This window comes from Streptomyces sp. NPDC020917, from assembly GCF_044333795.1.
Lineage (GTDB): Bacteria > Actinomycetota > Actinomycetes > Streptomycetales > Streptomycetaceae > Actinacidiphila.
The window spans coordinates 283,885-300,873 of the sequence record NZ_JBIRRR010000001.1; the positions used below are offsets into that span (position 1 = coordinate 283,885).

Sequence of the window (16,989 nt, forward strand, 5' to 3'; positions counted from 1 at the left end):
CCGGGACAGTTGCCGCGCCCGGCAACGTGCCTCGGGGGCACCCCGGAGATCCGACGGGGCGGGTGCCCTCAGAGGGGCGCGGGGAACTGCGCGCTCAGCCGGGACAGTTGCCGCACCCGGCGACGTGCCTCGGGGGCACCCCGGAGATCCGACCCGGAGGGACGATTGCGCAGGCCGGGGTAGCGATGCGAACGCGAAGCGTCACGAAAAGCGAAAAAGCCGCCGCACGACCCTCGTAGCGGGGCTGTGTCGTGGGCCACACTGGGTGACGGCCCCGGAGGCCGTCAGGAGCCCTTCGAGAGCCCAACGTCGCGCTCACCGCGGAGGTCGCTTCCGTGCAGACGCAAACGCAGACCCCGATCCTTCCCGAACTCCCGCTGTTCCCCGGGGCGTCCGAGCCGCCCTCCGGGCCTGCCGAGGACGGGCCGCCGGGCCTGGCGCGGGTGCCGGAGCAGCGCGGCCCCGAGGACCCGGCGCAGGGCGGGCCCGACGAGGCCGGGTTCGAGCCGGACCCGCCAGAACCCGAACCGGCACCGGTGGCCGACGAGGAGCGGCGGCGGCCGCGCGAGGAGGCGGTCGGCCCGTCCGCCGACCTGTTCCGCCAGTACCTGCGCGAGATCGGCCGCATCCCGCTGCTGACGGCGGCCGAGGAGGTGGACCTGGCCCGCAAGGTGGAGGCCGGGCTGTTCGCCGAGGAGCGGCTCGCCGCGTTCCCCGAACTCGACTCGCAGCTCGCCTCCGACCTGGACCGGCTGGTGGTCATCGGCCGGATGGCCAAGCGCCGGCTCATCGAGGCGAACCTGCGGCTGGTGGTCTCGGTGGCGAAACGATACATCGGACGCGGCCTGACCATGCTCGACCTGGTCCAGGAGGGCAACCTGGGCCTGATCCGCGCGGTGGAGAAGTTCGACTACGCCCGCGGCTACAAGTTCTCCACCTACGCGACCTGGTGGATCCGCCAGGCGATGTCGCGGGCCCTGGCCGACCAGGCCCGCACCATCCGCGTGCCGGTGCACGTCGTCGAGCTGATCAACCGCGTGGTGCGGGTGCAGCGGCGGCTGCTGCAGGAGCGCGGCTACGAGCCCAGCACCGAGGAGGTCGCGGTCCAGCTCGACCTGACCGAGGAGCGGGTCTGCGAGGTGCTGCGGCTGGCGCAGGAACCGGTGTCGCTGCACGCCCCGGTCGGCGAGGAGGAGGACGTCGCGCTCGGCGACCTGATCGAGGACGGGGACGCCGCCTCGCCGGTGGAGTCGGCCGCGTTCCTGCTGCTGCGCGAGCACCTGGAGGCGGTGCTGTCCACCCTGGGCGAGCGGGAGCGCAAGGTGGTGCAGCTGCGCTACGGGCTGGTCGACGGCCGCCCGCGCACCCTGGAGGAGATCGGCCGCATCTTCGGCGTCACCCGCGAGCGGATCCGCCAGATCGAGTCCAAGACCCTCGGCAAGCTCCGCGACCACGCCTTCGCCGACCAGTTGCGCGGCTACCTCGACTGACCGCCCCGGCCCGTTCCGCCGGGCCGGGCGTCCCGCTCGCTCCGTTGAGCGGGGGCCGTGCGGCCGGGCGTCCGGTCAGCCCTGCGCGGACCAGCGGTAGCACAGCTCCGGGCGGCCCACCTGCCCGTACTGCGGGGTGCGCACCGCACGTTCGGTGTCCACCAGGTGCTCCAGGTAGCGGCGGGCGGTGATCCGCGAGACGCCCGCGTCCCGGGCCGCCGCCGTCGCCGTCAGGCCCTCCGCCGCGGCCGCGCGCAGGGCCGCGGTCACCGCCGCGAGCGTCGGGGCGCTCAGGCCCTTGGGCAGCGCCGCGCCCTCCGGGCTGCGCAGCGCGGACAGCGCCCGGTCCACCTCGTCCTGGCCGGACGCCTCGCCGCCGGACAGCTCGCTGCGGTACCGGGACCACCGCTCCAGCCGGTCACGCAGCGAGGGGAAGGTGAACGGCTTCAGCAGGTACTGCACCACGCCCATCGACACCGCCTGCCGGACCACCTCCAGGTCGCGCGCCGAGGTCACCGCGATGACGTCGGCGGTCAGCCCGGCCGCCCGCATCCGGCCGACCATCCGCAGCCCGTGGCCGTCGGGCAGGTGCAGATCGAGCAGCACCAGGTCCACCGGGCGCCGCTCCATCAGCCGCAGCGCGGCCGTGGCGGTGGCGACCACGCCCGCCACCTCGAACCCCGGCACCCGCTCCACGTACATCCGGTGGGCGTCGGCCGCCACCGGATCGTCCTCCACCACCAGCACCCGGATCACGCGTGCGCCTCCTGCCCGGCCGGCCGCAGTGGCAGCCGCACCGTGAACTCGGCGCCGCCGGCGCCGGCCCTGCGCAGCTCCACCGTGCCGCCGCCGCGCCGGGCCGCCTGCTCCACCAGGGCCAGGCCCAGGCCGCGGCCCTCGCTCTTGGTGGTCCAGCCGCGGCGGAAGACCTCGCTGATCGTCTCCGGGTCGACGCCCCGGCCCGAGTCGGCGACCCGGAGCAGCAGTTCGCCGTCCTGCGCGCGGGCTGTCACGGTCACCGCGGGCCGCGGCCGGCCGGGGCCCGAGCCCTCGATCGCCGCGTCGACCGCGTTGTCCAGCAGGTTGCCGAGCACGGTGACCAGGTCGCGGGCGGCGAGCCCCGGCGGCAGCACCCCGTCGTCGATCCGGCTGTCCCCGGTCACGGTCAGCTCCACCCCGCGCTCGTGCGCCTCCGCCGCCTTGCCCAGCAGCAGCGCGGCCAGCACCGGTTCCGCCACGGCCGTGACGACCTGGTCGGTGAGCGCCTGGGCCAGTTGAAGTTCGGCGGTGGCGAAGTCCACCGCCTCCTCGGTGCGGCCCAGTTCGATCAGCGACACCACGGTGTGCAGCCGGTTGGACGCCTCGTGCGCCTGCGAGCGCAGCGCCTCGGCGAAGCCGCGCACCGAGTCCAGCTCCCCGGTCAGCGCCTGCAGATCGGTGCGGTCCCGCAGGGTGACCACGGTGCCGCGGTGCTCCCCGCCGTGCACCGGCGAGGTGTTGACGACCACCACCCGCTCGGCGGTCAGGTGCACCTCGTCGACCCGCGGCTCGGAGGACAGCAGCGCGCCGGTCAGCGACGGCGGCAGCCCCAGGTCCGCGCAGGACCGGCCCACCACGTCCCCGGTCAGGCCCAGCAGGTCGCGGGCCGCGTCGTTGCACAGCACCACCCGGCGGGCGGAGTCCAGCAGCACCAGGCCCTCGCGCAGCGCGTGCAGCGTCGCCTGGTGGTAGTCGTACATCCCGCTGAGCCCGGCCGCGGTCATGCCGTGGGTGTGCCGGCGCAGCCGCCGGTTGACCACGTACGTGCCCAGGCCGCCGAGCGCCAGCGCCGCGGAGGCGACGGTGAGCAGCACGGCGAGCTGCCCGCGGACCTGGCGGCTGATCCGCCCGACCTCGATGCCGACGCTCACCAGCCCGACGATCCGCGTCCCGTCCCGGATCGGCGTGACCACCCGCACCGACGGGCCGAGGGTGCCGGTGTAGGTCTCGGTGAAGGTCTGGCCGCGCAGCGCGGGGGCGATGTGCCCGAGGAAGGGCTGGCCGATCAGGGTGGGGTCGGGGTGGGTCCAGCGGATGCCGTGCGGGTCCATGATCGTCACGAAGTCCACGCCGGCGTCCTCGACCACCTGCCGGGCGTAGGGCTGCAGCGCAGGCGACGGGTCGGGGGACACCGCCGCGCGCCGCACCTGAGGGGAGTCGGCGATCGCCATCGCGGTCGAGACCACCCGGTGGCGTGCCGCGTCCTCCGCCCGGCCGCGGGTGTCGACGTAGGCGAGCACCGCGCACCCCGCGACCACGGCGGCCACGATCACGACCTGCATCGCGAAGAGCTGGCCGGCCAGGCTGCGCGGTCGGGACGGGCTGCGGCGAGCGCGTATCGGGCGGAGCATGCCCACCAGTGTGCACACCGCCGCGGGCGGGTCCGAGAGCCGATACGTGACAAGGCGGGCAGGGCCCGCAGGTCCGGGCCCGCGCCGGAGGGCGTACCAGTGCGGCACGGGACAGCGCGCGTCCGCGAACTCAATGAACGCAAACGTGACCTGGCTCACGTCGTGCGCGCATAGTCACCGGGACCTGTCCACGTCCGGGCGCCAGGGACGGCGCCCGGCCCACCGAGGGAGCCGCATGCCCGCCCAGCCAGCCCCGGTCCGTTCGGCGGCGGGGGCCGCCGGTCCGAGCCGCCGCCGTGGAGCCACCCACGACCTCTACCTGGCCGTGATCGTCGCCGCCGTCGCGGGCGCGGTCCTGGGGCTCGTCGCCCCGGACACCGCCACCAGCCTCAAACCGCTCGGCACCGGATTCGTCAACCTGATCAAGATGATGATCTCGCCGGTGATCTTCTGCACCCTGGTGCTGGGCATCGGCTCGGTCCGCAACGCCACGAAGGTCGGCCGGGTCGGCGGCCTCGCCCTCGGCTACTTCGTCGTCATGTCGTTCGTCGCGCTGGGCATCGGCCTGGCCGTCGGCAACATCCTGCACCCCGGCAGCGGCCTGCACCTGACCAAGGCGCTCGCCGGAGCCGGCCATGCCCAGGCGGCCAACGCCCCCGCCGAGGGCGTGGACTTCGTGCTCGGCATCATCCCCACCAGCTTCGTCTCGGCGTTCACCGAGGGGCAGGTGCTGCAGACGCTGCTGGTCGCGCTGCTCACCGGCTTCGCGCTGCAGGCCATGGGCCCGGCCGGCGCGCCGGTGCTGCGCGGCATCGGGCACCTGCAGAAGCTGGTGTTCAAGGTGCTGTCCATGATCATGTGGGCGGCGCCGCTCGGTGCCTTCGGCGCGCTCGCCGCGGTCGTCGGCTCGGCCGGCGTGGACGCGCTGAAGGCGCTGGCCACGATCATGCTCGGCTTCTACGCGTCCTGCCTGCTCTTCGTGGTCGTGGTGCTGGGGCTGGTGCTGCGGCTGTGCACCGGCGTCAGCCTCTTCGCGCTGCTGCGCTACCTGGCACGGGAGTTCCTGCTGATCGTGTCGACCTCGTCGTCGGAGTCCGCACTGCCGCTGCTGATGGCCAAGATGGAGCACCTCGGGGTCAGCCGCCCGGTGGTCGGCATCACCGTGCCGACGGGCTACTCCTTCAACCTCGACGGCACGATGATCTACCTGACCATGGCCTCGCTGTTCATCGCCGACGCGACGCACATCCCGCTGGGCTTCGGCGAGCAGGTGTCGCTGCTGCTGTTCATGATGATCGCCTCCAAGGGCGCGGCCGGGGTGTCCGGTTCGGGCCTGGCGTCGCTGGCCACCGGACTGCAGTCGCACAAGCCGGTCCTGGTCGACGGCATCGGCCTGATCGTCGGCATCGACCGCTTCATGAGCGAGGCCCGCGCCGTCACCAACTTCGCCGGCAACGCGGTCGCCACGGTCCTGATCGGGACCTGGACCGGCGAGTTCGACCGGGCCCGGGCCGCCGAGGTGCTCGCCGGCCGGCTCCCGTTCGACGACGCGGTCCTCGCCGACGCGGACGCGGCCGGCGAGCAGGCGGACCCGGGGAAGGAGCCGGCACCCGAGCCGGCGTCCCCGGGCCCGTCCGAAGCGGAGCCCGCCCTGCCCGCGCAGCCGGCGGCCGGCTGACCCGTCGGGGCGTCACCTCACCGGATCCGGTGGGGCCCGTCGCGACAGCGGCTCCCAACGGCGGCCGGCCCGTTCCCCCCGGGGGAACGGGCCGGCCGCCGTACGGGTGGCGGGACTTCGCGTCACGCCCCGCGGCGCAGCCTCGCCAGCGGACGGGGGGCGACGATGAAGCCCTCGGCGCGGGCGCTCGCCAGACCGATCCGCGGCAGGTGCGCGCTCTTGGCGAACAGCAGGAACCGCGGCTCCCAGATGGGCCGGTACTTCGCGTTCGCCCGGTACAGCGACTCCAGCTGCCACCAGCGCGAGAAGAACATCAGCGCGGACCGCCACATCCGCAGCACCGGCCCGGCGCCGAGCCGGGCGCCGTCCTCGAACACCGAGCGGAACATGGCGAAGTTCAGCGACAGCCGCTCCACCCCGACCTCGCGGGACCGCTCGATCAGGTCCAGGACCATGAATTCCATCAGGCCGTTCTCGCTGTCGCGGTCGCGGCGCATCAGGTCCAGCGACAGGCCCTCCCCGCCCCACGGCACGAAGCTGAGCAGGGCGCGCAGCTCGCCGTCCGCGTCACGGCACTCGATCATCACGCAGGCGCCGTCCGCCGGGTCGCCGAGCCGGCCCAGCGCCATGGAGAAGCCGCGCTCGGTCTGGCCGTCCCGCCAGCGGTCGGCCGCCTCGATCAGCGCCGCCATCTCGTCGCCGGGGATGTCGCGGTGCCGCCGGATGCGGGTGGTGTAGCCGGCGCGCCGGACCCGGTTGTACGCCTGGCGCACCCCGCGCATCGCCCGGCCGTCCAGGCTGAACTCCTCGGTCTCCACGATCGCCTCGTCGCCCAGCTCCAGGGCGTCCAGGCCGTGCCGGGCGTAGACGGTGCCGCCCTCCTCGCTGGCGCCCATCACCGCGGGGATCCAGGCGTGGTCGCGGGCCGTCGCCAGCCAGGCGTCGATCGCGCCCGGCCACGCCTCGACGTCGCCGATCGGGTCGCCGGCGGCCAGCGCCACCCCGCCGACCACGCGGTAGGTCACGGCGGCCTTGCCGCTGGGGGAGAACACCACCGACTTGTCGCGGCGCAGCGCGAAGTAGCCCAGCGAGTCCCGGCAGCCGTGCCGCTCCAGCAGCACCCGCAGCCGGTCCTCGTCGTCCCGGCTCTGCCACTCCTGGCCGCGCGGCGAGCGGAACAGCGCGTAGAGCACGGCCAGCAGCAGCACCAGGCCCGCGAGGTTGATGCCCGCGTTGACCAGCGGGTTGACGTGCAGATTGGGGGCGATGTCGTCGTCACGGCTCAGCGTGGCCAGCCGCAGCGCCACGTACCAGACGCGGTCCCCGACGCTCGCGCCGTCCGGGCCGACTGCGGTCACCAGCGTGGTGCCCACCAGCACCGACAGCAGCGCGCCCACGCCGAGCACGGCCAGCGCCAGCTGCGGGTTGGTGCGGTCGCCCTTGCCGAAGAACTCCCGCCGGCCCAGCGCGGCGAACACCAGCACGGTCAGGGTGATCGCGGTGGAGACCCAGTTGAACGGGTGCCGGCGCAGGTCGTCGTAGCACAGCGCCCACACCGACAGCACCGCGTACCCGCCGCACAGCACCATGAACACCAGCCACGCCATGCGCTTGTGGCGGGCCAGCACGACGGACATGAACGCCGCTGCCGCCGCCGAGCCGAAGCCCGCGAAGAGCATGAACGGAGTGAACAGCTCGCCGGTGTTGTGGTGCGAGATCTCGTGGCGGACGCTCAGGGACACCGCCGTGGCCAGGTTGAGCAGCGCGATCACCCGCAGGTACCAGATCGGCACCCGGGCGCTGCGCCGTGACAGCGCGCCCCCGCCGCGCACGCACTTCCCCGCGGGCCCCTGCGGGTGCGGGGCCGACGAGGTGGCGGCGGTGCCGTGTGCGGTGGCCTGGCCCGTGGCGCGCGGGGGCGCGCTGACGGCACTGCTCATGTTGTTCGCCTCCCGGGCGACAGCCCTGAATCGTTCCCGGAGCCCTGACCGCCCGAACGGGAACGAGGGCACAGGCTACCAACGCCCTGCGCCCCCGCAACCCCGCGCGGCAGGCTGTTCATCTGCCGTCCCCGGATCAGTCGACCTCGGCCACCGCTTGGGCGAACTGAGCCGCGTACAGCCGGGCGTAGGCGCCCTCGGCGGCCAGCAGCTCGTCGTGTGTGCCCTGTTCGACGATCGACCCGGACTCCATGACCAGGATGACGTCGGCGTCGCGGATCGTCGACAGCCGGTGCGCGATGACGAAGCTGGTCCGCCCGTGGCTGAGCTTGGCCATGGCCCGCTGGATCAGCACCTCGGTCCTGGTGTCCACCGAGCTGGTCGCCTCGTCCAGGACCAGGATCACCGGGTCGGACAGGAACGCCCGGGCGATGGTGATCAGCTGCTTCTCGCCGGCGCTGACCCCGGTGCCCTCGTCGTCGATCACCGTGTCGTAGCCGTCGGGCAGGGTGCGGATGAAGCGGTCCGCGTGCGCGGCCCGGGCCGCCGCCTCGATCTGCTCCCGGGTGGCCTTCGTGCTGCCGTACCCGATGTTGTCGGCGATGGTCCCGCCGAACAGCCAGGTGTCCTGCAGCACCATGCCGATCGCCGAGCGCAGCTCCTCGCGGGACATCGTCGCGACGTCGGTGCCGTCCAGGGTGATCCGGCCGCCGTCCACCTCGTAGAACCGCATCAGCAGGTTCACCAGGGTGGTCTTGCCCGCACCGGTCGGGCCGACGATGGCGACCGTGTTGCCCGGCTCGACGGCCAGCGACAGGCCCTCGATGAGCGGCTTCTCCGGCTGGTAGCGGAAGCTGACGTCCTCCAGCGCCACCCGGCCGTGCAGTTCCAGCGGCCGGGCCGGCTTCGCCGGGTCCGCCGACTGCTCGCCTGCGTCGAGCAGTTCGAAGACCCGCTCGGCCGAGGCGACTCCGGACTGGATGAGGTTGGACATGCTGGCGACCTGCGTCAGCGGCTGGCTGAACTGCCGCGAGTACTGGATGAACGCCTGCACGTCGCCGATCGACAGCGCGCCGGACGCCACCCGCAGACCGCCGACCACCGCGATCAGCACGTACTGCAGGTTGCCGATGAACATCATCAGCGGCTGGATGGTGCCGGAGATGAACTGGGCGCGGAACCCGGACTTGAACAGCTCCTCGTTCTCCTGCTGGAAGGTCTCCGCGGACTCCTTGGCCCGGCCGAACACCTTCACCAGGGAGTGCCCGGTGTACATCTCCTCGATGTGCGCGTTGAGCGTGCCCGTGGTCTTCCACTGCTGCACGAACTGCGGCTGCGCCCGCTTGCCGACCCGGGTCGCCACCACCAGCGTCAGCGGCACGGTCACCAGCGCGACCACCGCCAGCAGCCAGGAGATCCAGAACATCATGGCCAGCACGCCGACGATGGTCAGCACCGAGTTGATCAGCTGACCCATGGTCTGCTGCATCGTCTGGCCGATGTTGTCGATGTCGTTGGTGGCGCGGCTGAGCACCTCGCCGCGCGGCTGCTGGTCGAAGTACGACAGCGGCAGCCGGGACAGCTTGTCCTCGACGTCCTTGCGCAGCCGGTACACGGCGCGGTTGATGACCTTCGTCGCGGTGCGCATCTGCAGCACGCTCAGCAGCGCGGCCACCAGGTACACGGCGAGCGCCAGCAGCAGCACCCGGCCGATGGCGCCGAAGTCCATGCCCTGGCCGGGGGTGAAGTGGATGCCCGACAGCATGTCGGCGACCCCGCCCTTGCCGTGCTCCCGCAGGTAGTCCAGCGCCTGCTCCTTGGAGGTGCCGTGCATCTGCCGGCCGATCACGCCCGCGAAGATCAGGTCGGTGGCGTGGCCGAGGATGCGCGGGCCGGTCACGGTCAGCGCCACGCTGAGGGTGCCCAGCGCCAGCACCGTGTACATCAGGGCGCGGTCCGGGCGCATCAGGCCGACGAGCCGCTTCAGCGACCCCTTGAAGTCCATCGACCGCTCGATCGGACCGCCGCCCATGAAGCGTGCCGGGCCGCCCATCGGCGCCGGTCCGCGGCGCGCCGCGGCCTTCTTCGGGTCCCCGCTGCTCATGCGGCGGCCTCCTGCTCGGTCAGCTGGGACAGGACGATCTCCCGGTAGGTCTCGTTGGCCGCCATCAGCTCGGCGTGGGTGCCGCTGCCGACGACCCGGCCCTCGTCCAGGACCACGATCCGGTCGGCGTCGCGGATGGTCGACACCCGCTGGGCGACGATCACCACGGTCGCGTCTGCGGTCTCCTGGGCCAGCGCGCGGCGCAGCGCCGCGTCGGTGGCGTAGTCCAGCGCGGAGAAGGAGTCGTCGAACAGGTAGATCTCCGGGCGGCGCACCAGCACCCGGGCGATGGCCAGACGCTGCCGCTGGCCGCCGGAGACGTTGCTGCCGCCCTGCGCGATGGGCGCGTCGAGGCCGCCCTCCAGCTTCTCCACGAACTCCTTGGCCTGCGCCACCTCCAGCGCGTGCCACAACTCCTCCTCGGTGGCGTCGGGCTTGCCGTACCGCAGGTTGGAGGCCACCGTGCCGGAGAACAGGTACGGCTTCTGCGGCACCAGGCCCACCGTCTCGGCGAGCAGCGCCGGATCGAGGTCGACGACGTCCTCGCCGTCGATCAGCACCTGGCCGCCGGTCGCGTCGTACAGCCGCGGGACCAGCCCGAGGAGCGTGGACTTGCCGCTGCCGGTGGACCCGATCACCGCGGTCGTCTCGCCCGGCCGGGCGAGCAGGTCGATGCCGCGCAGCACCGCCGCCTCCGCGCCCGGGTAGGCGAAGTCCACGCTGAACAGCTCCAGTTCGCCGTGCCGCTGCAGCTCGGTGACCGGCGTGGCCGGCGGGACGACGCTGGAGTCGGTGGACAGCACCTCCTGGATGCGCTCGGCGCACACCTCGGCGCGCGGCACCATCATGAACATGAAGGTGGCCATCATCACCGACATCAGGATCTGCATCAGATAGCTGAGGAACGCGGTCAGCGCACCGACCTGCATCCCGCCGCTGTCGATGCGGTGCGCGCCGAACCAGAGCACCGCCACGCTGGAGGTGTTCACGATGGCCATGACGGTCGGGAACATCAGCGCCATCAGCCGGCCGGTGGCCAGCGACACCGCGGTCACCTCGTCGTTGGCCTCGCCGAACCGCTCCTGCTCGTAGCCGTCCTTGACGAAGGCGCGGATCACCCGGATCCCGGTGATCTGCTCGCGCAGCACCCGGTTGACGGTGTCGACCCGCTTCTGCATCGTGCGGAACAGCGGCCGCATCTTCCGCACGATCAGGCTGACCGCGATGCCCAGCACCGGGACCACGGCCAGCAGCAGCGAGGACAGCGGCACGTCCTGGCCCAGCGCCATGATGATGCCGCCGACGCACATGATCGGCGCCGAGACCATCAGCGTGAAGGTCATCAGCACCAGCATCTGCACCTGCTGGACGTCGTTGGTGGTGCGGGTGATCAGCGAGGGGGCGCCGAAGTGGCCGACTTCGCGGGCCGAGAAGCTCTGCACCCGGTCGAAGACCGACGCGCGGATGTCGCGGCCGACGGCCATGGCGGTCCTCGCGCCGAAGTAGACCGCGCCGATCGAGCACAGCACCTGGGCGACCGTCACCCCGATCATGGTGGCGCCCATGCCCAGGATGTAGCCGGTGTCGCCCTTGACGACGCCGTTGTCGATGATGTCGGCGTTGAGGGTCGGCAGGAAGAGGGCCGCGATCGTCGACACGAGCTGCAGCACCACGAGCAGCCCGATGGGGCGTTTGTACGGTCCGAGGTGGGACCGCAGGAGTCGGATCAGCACACTGGTTACCTCGGTGTCGGGCGGCGAGCCAGTTCGGGCGTGGACGCTGGCATCCCGGAAGGACGCACCCGGCCCGGACGGGGTTGAGCCGGGGGGTGCGCGAGGACAGCCCGCCGTATCGGCCGGCGGGCAACCCTATCTTCCGTTACCGGGGCGACGCATGGGATTTTCCCGGCACGACTTGACGCAACGCTGACCGAACGCGGCGCGCCCAGGCCGGCCCGCGTGTCGTTCCTCACAGCCGGCCCGCACGTCCGCGTGTCGCCCCTCACAGGGGCCGGCAGTTCCGCGTGCCCGTGACTCCGGCGCGCCCGGTCCCCGGCGTCAGGCGTGCAGCGTGTCGAACGCCCCCGGGTGGGTGTTCTCGCGGACCGCCCGGTACTGCTGGCGCACCGCCGAGCCGACCGCCGCCTCGTCCCCCGGGTCCAGCAGCCGGGCCGCGGCCTGCTGCCACTGCGGCGGCTCGTGCTGCGGCTGCGACCCCAGCATCGTGCCCAGCGACCACGCCGCCTGCCGGGCCGCGCCCAGCGCCGCGTACTCCGCGGCCGGCGGGACCACCACGAGGGTGTTGAACAGCGCCGGCGCGATGGCCTGCACCGCGGGCAGTTCGGCCGCCGCCCCCAGCAGGAACACCCGGTGCACCTGCACGCCCTTGGTGCGCAGCACGTCCAGCGCGTCCGCCAGCCCGCACAGCATGCCCTCGAACGCCGCCCGCGCCAGGTGCTCCGGCTTCATCGAGTCGCGCCGCAGCCCGGCCAGGGTGCCGGCGGTGTGCGGCAGGTCCGGCGTCCGCTCGCCCTCCAGATAGGGGAGCAGCACCAGCCCGTACGAGCCCGGCGTCGACTTCAGCGCCAGCTCGGAGAGCCCGGCGAGGTCGGTGCCCAGCAGGTCCGCGGTGCCGCGCAGCGCCCGGACCGCGTTGCGCACCTGGAGCAGCGGCAGGTGCCGGCCGGTGGCGTCGGCGTACCCGGTGATCGTCCCGGTGGGGTCCTTGAGCGCCTCGTGGTGCACCGCGAAGACGCTGCCGGCCGTGCCCAGCGAGACCACCGCGTCGCCCGGGCCGAGCCCGAGCCCCAGCGCGGCGGCCATGGTGTCGCCGGTGCCGGCCGAGATCAGCAGGCCCTCCGGGGTCTGCCCGGCGGGCTCCGCGGGGGCCAGCACGTCGGGCAGCTGGACCTGGTGGCCGAGCGCCAGCTCGACGAGGTCGGGGCGGTACTCGCCGGTCGCCGCCGACCAGTACCCGGTGCCGGAGGCGTCGCCGCGGTCGGTGGTGCGCCGGGCGGGCTGGCCCAGCAGCTGCCAGACCAGCCAGTCGTGGGGGAGCAGCACCTGGGCGACGCGCTTGGCCGCGGCCGGCTCGTGCTGGGCCAGCCAGCGCAGCTTGGCCACCGGGTACGCGGCCTGCGGGACGGCGCCGACCGCCTCCGCCCAGCCGCTGGGCCCGCCCAGCTCCTCGGCGAGGTCGGCGGCCTGCACCTGGGCGCGCTGGTCACCGCGCAGCAGTGCGGGCCGGACGGTGACCCCGCCGGCGTCCAGGGCGAGCAGCCCCTGCTGCTGCCCGGCGATGCCGATGGCCTGGACACCCTCCAGCACCCCGCCGGAGGCCGCCTCGCCGAGCGAGAGCAGCCACGCCTGCGGGTCGATCTCGGTCGGCTTCCCGCCGTCCTCCAGCGGATGCGGCGCCTGGCCCTGCCGGACCACCGCCCCGGTCTCGCTGTCGCACACCACGATCGTGGTGTGCGTGGTCGAGCTCTCTATACCGGCGACTTTCCCCATGCCGCCGATGATGCCGTATCTCAGGTGTTGGAAGTGCCCCAGTCGTCCTCCGGCGCGCTGCCGTTGCGCAGCGAGCGCACCTTCTGCGCGAGGGAGTCGGGGAGGTGGTCGCCGACGGTCGCGGAGACCTTGTCCGCGGTCTTGGCGGCGGCCTGCCGTCCCTGCAGCACCGCGGCCTCGGCGGTGTTGCGCACGGCGGGGTTCTGGGCGAGCTTCTGCGCCTGGGCGCGCAGCTGCTCGTACCGCTCGCGCCCGGCGCGTGCGCCGAGCACGTAGCCGATCGCGGCTCCGGTGATGAACGTCAGCCGGTACAGCATGGCTCCACCCTTCTTCGTCCCTCGGGGCTGTTCGGCGCCTACCCTGCGCACCCGGGTGGCAACCCCGGGGCAAGTGGTTGGCGGAGCACCCCCCCACTTGCGCTAATGTATGTGTCGCACCGAGAGCGCGCCCTCCGGGACCATCCCGGCGGGTGCATTCGGCGCACGCAGAGCGATCCTCCGTAGCTCAATTGGCAGAGCAGCCGGCTGTTAACCGGCAGGTTACTGGTTCGAGTCCAGTCGGGGGAGCTCGGTCCTCCGTAGCTCAATTGGCAGAGCAGCCGGCTGTTAACCGGCAGGTTACTGGTTCGAGTCCAGTCGGGGGAGCGCTGGAAACGGGACCCCCACCGGGGTCCTTTTTCATGTGCGGTCCCGGGGGGTTCGCGGGTGCGTCACCGGTTCCCGTGGTTTTCCCGGCCGCCGGGAACCAGGCGACCGCGCCGGCGAGTCCACCTGATGGCGTGTCTGTGACCCGTGCGGGCGACACATCGTATGAGCAGCTATGCTGCGGCAGACGATGCGCGCGGCGCGCCGTACGGGGCGGTAGCTCAGCCGGTTAGAGCAGCGGACTCATAATCCGCCGGTCGTGGGTTCGAGTCCCACCCGCCCCACTGTGCACTCCCGTTCGGTGTTCGCCGGGGTCCCCGGCGCGAACGGCCGCGATGATGCCACGCATGGCGGAGCCCCCGGCTTTTCGATGGCCGGGGGCTCCGAACTTTTCGCGTGCCGGCGCGGCGCCGCGGGTTCGGCCGTTCGGGGTCTCCTCGCCCTGGCGCCGCGGCGGGGCCGCGGGGACCCGGCGGAGCCGGCCGGACCGGGTCAGCCCACGAGGGGTCCGGTGACCGGCAGCACCACCTGGCACGGGACGGGCCGCGGGTGCGCCGGGTCCAGCGCGTTGAGCACGTCGGTCAGCGCGATCGGGTCGTAGGCGATCTCCAGGTGGTCGCTGGCGTCCAGCGGGCACTGGTCCTGCACGGTGATGTTCGTGACGTTCGGCGCCGCCGGCAGGAACGCGTTGGTGTACGGAGTGACCACCTCGTCCCCGGTCGTGGTGATGACGGTGTAGCCGACGCCCGGCACGGTCTCGCCGCCGGCGTTGAGCCCGGTCAGGAAGTCCGAGCCGATCTCCTGCTCCACGCAGGCCGCGCAGGCCGGGCCGACCACGAACTGGTTCGCCGGTTCCAGCAGGCCCAGCTGGCGGCCGAACTCGGTGATCCCGTCGAGCGTCGTGCCGTTGTTGCTGGGCGACAGCGCCACCAGCCGGTCGGTCTTCGCCGCGCCGCCCAGGTACTTCAGGTAGTAGCGCGGCATCATGCCGCCCTGGGAGTGGCCGACCAGGTCGACCTTGGCGCTGCCGGTGGCGGCCAGCACCTGGTCCACGAACGACGACAGCCTGGCCGCGCCGGACTCGATCGGCCCGGTGCCCTGGATCGGCGAACCGGCGGACGGGCCGCCGTAGCTGAACGCGAAGACGCAGTAGCCGTTGTTCGCCAGCAGCGGCGAGGCGCCGCCCCAGTTGTCCCTCTGGTTCTCGAAGGTGCCGTGCACCAGCACCACCGGGTACGGGTGGGCCGAACTCGGCCGGCACGACGAGTCGTTCGCGCCCGGCGGGGCGACGGTCGGCAGCAGGAAGCCGCCGATGAAGCCGCTGCTGAAGTGGTAGTCGACCGGCAGCGGCCAGGGGGCCGCGGACGCGCCCTGGGTGACACCCAGGGCGAGCCCGAGCGCCGCCGCGGCCGCCGCGGCTATGCGGAGAAAGGTCCGTTTCATGCTCCGGTACCGTCCCTTGCGCTGGAAATGGCGGAAGAATTCCGGGCAGTGAGCGGCGCGATGCTAGGAAGTGCGCGGAGGGCGGTCAACGGGGGTTTCCGCGTCCGGGAAAAGCCCGTCGGAAGATGCCAGGAACCGCGTCGCGGGCAAAGGCGGAACTGTCACCCGCAAGACAGGAATCCACCGGACGAGCCCCGGCGCGGGCAGGGTCCGGGCAGGGGCGCGAGCCGGGCGCAGGCGGGGTCCGGGCGGCGCCGAATCCTGTGGCGACGGGGGTCCGGGCCGGGTGCAGACCCAGGAGCCCGTCGCTGTCCGAACTCTTGACTCACCAGTAACATCGCCGCATACTCGCGGCGTGGAGGGTCCCTGGTCGCGAATGCCGGCGCGTTTCGCCGCGGAAGTGCGAAAGGAGCGGTCCTCTCTCGCCGCCGAGATCATCACCGAGATTCGGCGCCATGTCCCGGATTTCTCCCGGCCGCTCGCCGGGCAATTCGGCGCGGGAATCCAGCAGGGCGTGGAGACCGCGCTCGAGCAATTCGCCGACCTGCTGGAGGGCGCCGGGGAGGGCGCGCTCGGCGAGGAGCGGCTGCGGGTCCACCGGGCCCTGGGCCGGGGCGAGTTCGCCGAGGGCCGCAGTCTGGACGCGCTGCAGGCCGCGTACCGCGTCGGCGCCCGGGTAGCCTGGCGGCGCTACGCGCGCGTCGCCCGCGGCACCGGGCTCGGCGCCGACCGCATGGTGCTGCTCGCCGAGGCGATCTTCGCGCACATCGACGAGCTGGCCGCCGCGGCCGTGGCCGGCTACGCCGCGGCCCGTGCCGACGAGGCCGGCACCTTCGGCCGCCGCCGTCACCAGCTGCTGGACCTGATGGTGTCCGGCGCCGCGCCCGGTGCGGTCCGCGACGCCGCCCGCCTCGCGGACTGGCCGCTGCCCCCCGACGTCGCCTGCGTGGCACTCGGCGCCGCCGCCGCGCCGCCCGCGCGCACCCTGGCCGCCGCGCTGCGCCTGCCGGACCTGGTGCTGGCCGACCTCGACGGGCCGGAGTCCTGCCTGGTGGTGCCGGAGCCCGCGCTCTACCTCAGGGACGGCCAGGTGCAGCGGGTCATGCAGGGCAGGGGAGCGGTGATCGGCCCGGCGGTGCCGCCGGACGCCGCCGCGCACTCGCTGCGCTGGGCCCGGGCGATCCGCGCCTGCCTGCCGCAGCCGCACGGCGGGCGCGCGCCCGTGGACTGCGAGCGGTGCCTGCCCGAACTGCTGCTGCTCGGCGACCCGGCCCTGGTCGCGCTGATCGCCGACCGCCGGTTGAGCCCGCTCGCCGACCTCACCCCCAAGCGCGGCGAGCGGCTGGCCGCCACCCTGCTGGCGTGGCTGCAGACCAACCGCGGCAGCGCGCCCGACGTCGCCGCGCGGCTCGGCATCCACCCGCAGACCGCGCGGCAGCGCCTGCACCAGGTGCAGCGGCTGTTCGGCCCGGCGCTCGCCGACCCCGACGCCCGCTTCGAGCTGGAAGTGGCGCTGCGCAGCCGGCTGATGGCCAGCGCGTTCGGCGCCGCCCCGCGCCTGGGAGCGTGAGGCGGCGCGGGGCGCGCCCGGTACCGCGCCCGCCACGGCACGCCGGCGGGCGCACGTCGAACGGCGTGCGGGAGCGCATCGGGCGAGGGGGCGTCAGGAGGGTGCGCGGGGCCGCGGGGGTGGCCGTCCCGCTGCCCCGGGCCGTTCGCCGGAGCGGTGCCGTCACGCACCGCGACGGCCCCGGGGGAGTTTCCCGGCAAAGCCGGGGGAAGCGGGTGTCC

The 16,989-nt window shown here is 73.4% G+C and carries 11 protein-coding genes and 3 tRNA genes; 6 read left to right on the forward strand and 8 right to left on the reverse strand.

Annotation, left to right across the window (positions count from 1 at the left end; translation table 11 throughout):
* Positions 1-335: 335 nt before the first annotated feature.
* Complete coding sequence (locus ACH4TG_RS01170) at positions 336-1,490, forward strand: RNA polymerase sigma factor (protein WP_398239535.1); 1,155 nt, start codon at positions 336-338, stop codon at positions 1,488-1,490.
* A 75-nt stretch (positions 1,491-1,565) separates the two neighbouring features.
* Here ACH4TG_RS01170 and ACH4TG_RS01175 read toward each other — a convergent pair whose 3' ends face one another.
* Entirely contained in the window at positions 1,566-2,246 is a 681-nt protein-coding gene (locus tag ACH4TG_RS01175) for a response regulator (protein WP_398239537.1), read from the reverse strand.
* Positions 2,243-3,880, reverse strand: a complete 1,638-nt coding sequence (locus ACH4TG_RS01180) for an ATP-binding protein (RefSeq protein WP_398239539.1) — start codon at positions 3,878-3,880, stop codon at positions 2,243-2,245. Before ACH4TG_RS01180 ends, ACH4TG_RS01175 begins: the two co-directional genes overlap by 4 nt.
* Positions 3,881-4,115: 235 nt before the next feature.
* Here ACH4TG_RS01180 and ACH4TG_RS01185 point away from each other — a divergent pair, with 235 nt between their 5' ends.
* The gene (locus ACH4TG_RS01185) at positions 4,116-5,558 is read left to right on the forward strand and encodes a cation:dicarboxylate symporter family transporter (RefSeq protein ID WP_398239541.1); all 1,443 of its coding nucleotides are present in this window, start codon (positions 4,116-4,118) and stop codon (positions 5,556-5,558) included.
* 122 nt (positions 5,559-5,680) lie between these two features.
* On the opposite strand, the gene ACH4TG_RS01190 is transcribed toward ACH4TG_RS01185, so the two are convergent.
* The 5 genes from ACH4TG_RS01190 to ACH4TG_RS01210 all read right to left on the reverse strand — a co-directional run bounded on the left by ACH4TG_RS01190 (position 5,681) and on the right by ACH4TG_RS01210 (position 13,428).
* Entirely contained in the window at positions 5,681-7,498 is a 1,818-nt protein-coding gene (locus tag ACH4TG_RS01190) for a phosphatidylglycerol lysyltransferase domain-containing protein (RefSeq protein ID WP_398239543.1), read from the reverse strand.
* A 136-nt stretch (positions 7,499-7,634) separates the two neighbouring features.
* Positions 7,635-9,551, reverse strand: a complete 1,917-nt coding sequence (locus ACH4TG_RS01195) for an ABC transporter ATP-binding protein (RefSeq protein ID WP_398240441.1) — start codon at positions 9,549-9,551, stop codon at positions 7,635-7,637.
* Between the two features lie 47 nt (positions 9,552-9,598).
* Positions 9,599-11,335, reverse strand: coding sequence for an ABC transporter ATP-binding protein (locus tag ACH4TG_RS01200; protein WP_398239545.1), 1,737 nt, complete (start codon positions 11,333-11,335; stop codon positions 9,599-9,601).
* A gap of 324 nt (positions 11,336-11,659) precedes the next feature.
* Positions 11,660-13,111, reverse strand: a complete 1,452-nt coding sequence (locus ACH4TG_RS01205; protein ID WP_398239547.1) for an FGGY family carbohydrate kinase — start codon at positions 13,109-13,111, stop codon at positions 11,660-11,662.
* A 20-nt stretch (positions 13,112-13,131) separates the two neighbouring features.
* Positions 13,132-13,428, reverse strand: a complete 297-nt coding sequence (locus tag ACH4TG_RS01210; protein WP_398239549.1) for a YtxH domain-containing protein — start codon at positions 13,426-13,428, stop codon at positions 13,132-13,134.
* A 176-nt stretch (positions 13,429-13,604) separates the two neighbouring features.
* On the opposite strand from ACH4TG_RS01210, the gene ACH4TG_RS01215 reads away from it, so the two are divergent.
* The 3 genes from ACH4TG_RS01215 (at position 13,605) to ACH4TG_RS01225 (ending at position 14,039) form a co-directional block, all read left to right on the forward strand.
* Positions 13,605-13,677, forward strand: a tRNA-Asn gene (locus ACH4TG_RS01215).
* A gap of 5 nt (positions 13,678-13,682) precedes the next feature.
* Positions 13,683-13,755 (forward strand) — tRNA-Asn (locus ACH4TG_RS01220).
* A gap of 210 nt (positions 13,756-13,965) precedes the next feature.
* Positions 13,966-14,039, forward strand: a tRNA-Ile gene (locus ACH4TG_RS01225).
* 208 nt (positions 14,040-14,247) lie between these two features.
* Here ACH4TG_RS01225 and ACH4TG_RS01230 read toward each other — a convergent pair.
* Positions 14,248-15,198 carry an esterase/lipase family protein gene (locus ACH4TG_RS01230; RefSeq protein ID WP_398239550.1) on the reverse strand — a complete coding sequence of 317 codons (951 nt, stop codon included), beginning with the start codon at positions 15,196-15,198 and terminating at the stop codon, positions 14,248-14,250.
* Between the two features lie 400 nt (positions 15,199-15,598).
* Between ACH4TG_RS01230 and ACH4TG_RS01235 the strand changes: the two genes are divergently transcribed.
* A complete protein-coding gene (locus tag ACH4TG_RS01235; RefSeq protein ID WP_398239552.1) occupies positions 15,599-16,768 on the forward strand; it encodes a helix-turn-helix domain-containing protein in 1,170 nt (389 codons plus the stop codon).
* The last annotated feature ends 221 nt before the right edge of the window (positions 16,769-16,989 follow it).

Excerpts from the sequence above, each read along its gene's own strand:
- ACH4TG_RS01230 (WP_398239550.1), bottom strand. The coding sequence starts at position 15,198 with ATGAAACGGACCTTTCTCCGCATAGCCGCGGCGGCCGCGGCGGCGCTC.
- ACH4TG_RS01180 (WP_398239539.1), bottom strand. The coding sequence starts at position 3,880 with ATGCTCCGCCCGATACGCGCTCGCCGCAGCCCGTCCCGACCGCGCAGC.
- ACH4TG_RS01205 (WP_398239547.1), bottom strand. The coding sequence starts at position 13,111 with ATGGGGAAAGTCGCCGGTATAGAGAGCTCGACCACGCACACCACGATC.
- ACH4TG_RS01190 (WP_398239543.1), bottom strand. The coding sequence starts at position 7,498 with ATGAGCAGTGCCGTCAGCGCGCCCCCGCGCGCCACGGGCCAGGCCACC.
- ACH4TG_RS01195 (WP_398240441.1), bottom strand. The coding sequence starts at position 9,551 with ATGGGCGGCCCGGCACGCTTCATGGGCGGCGGTCCGATCGAGCGGTCG.
- ACH4TG_RS01210 (WP_398239549.1), bottom strand. The coding sequence starts at position 13,428 with ATGCTGTACCGGCTGACGTTCATCACCGGAGCCGCGATCGGCTACGTG.
- ACH4TG_RS01185 (WP_398239541.1), top strand. The coding sequence starts at position 4,116 with ATGCCCGCCCAGCCAGCCCCGGTCCGTTCGGCGGCGGGGGCCGCCGGT.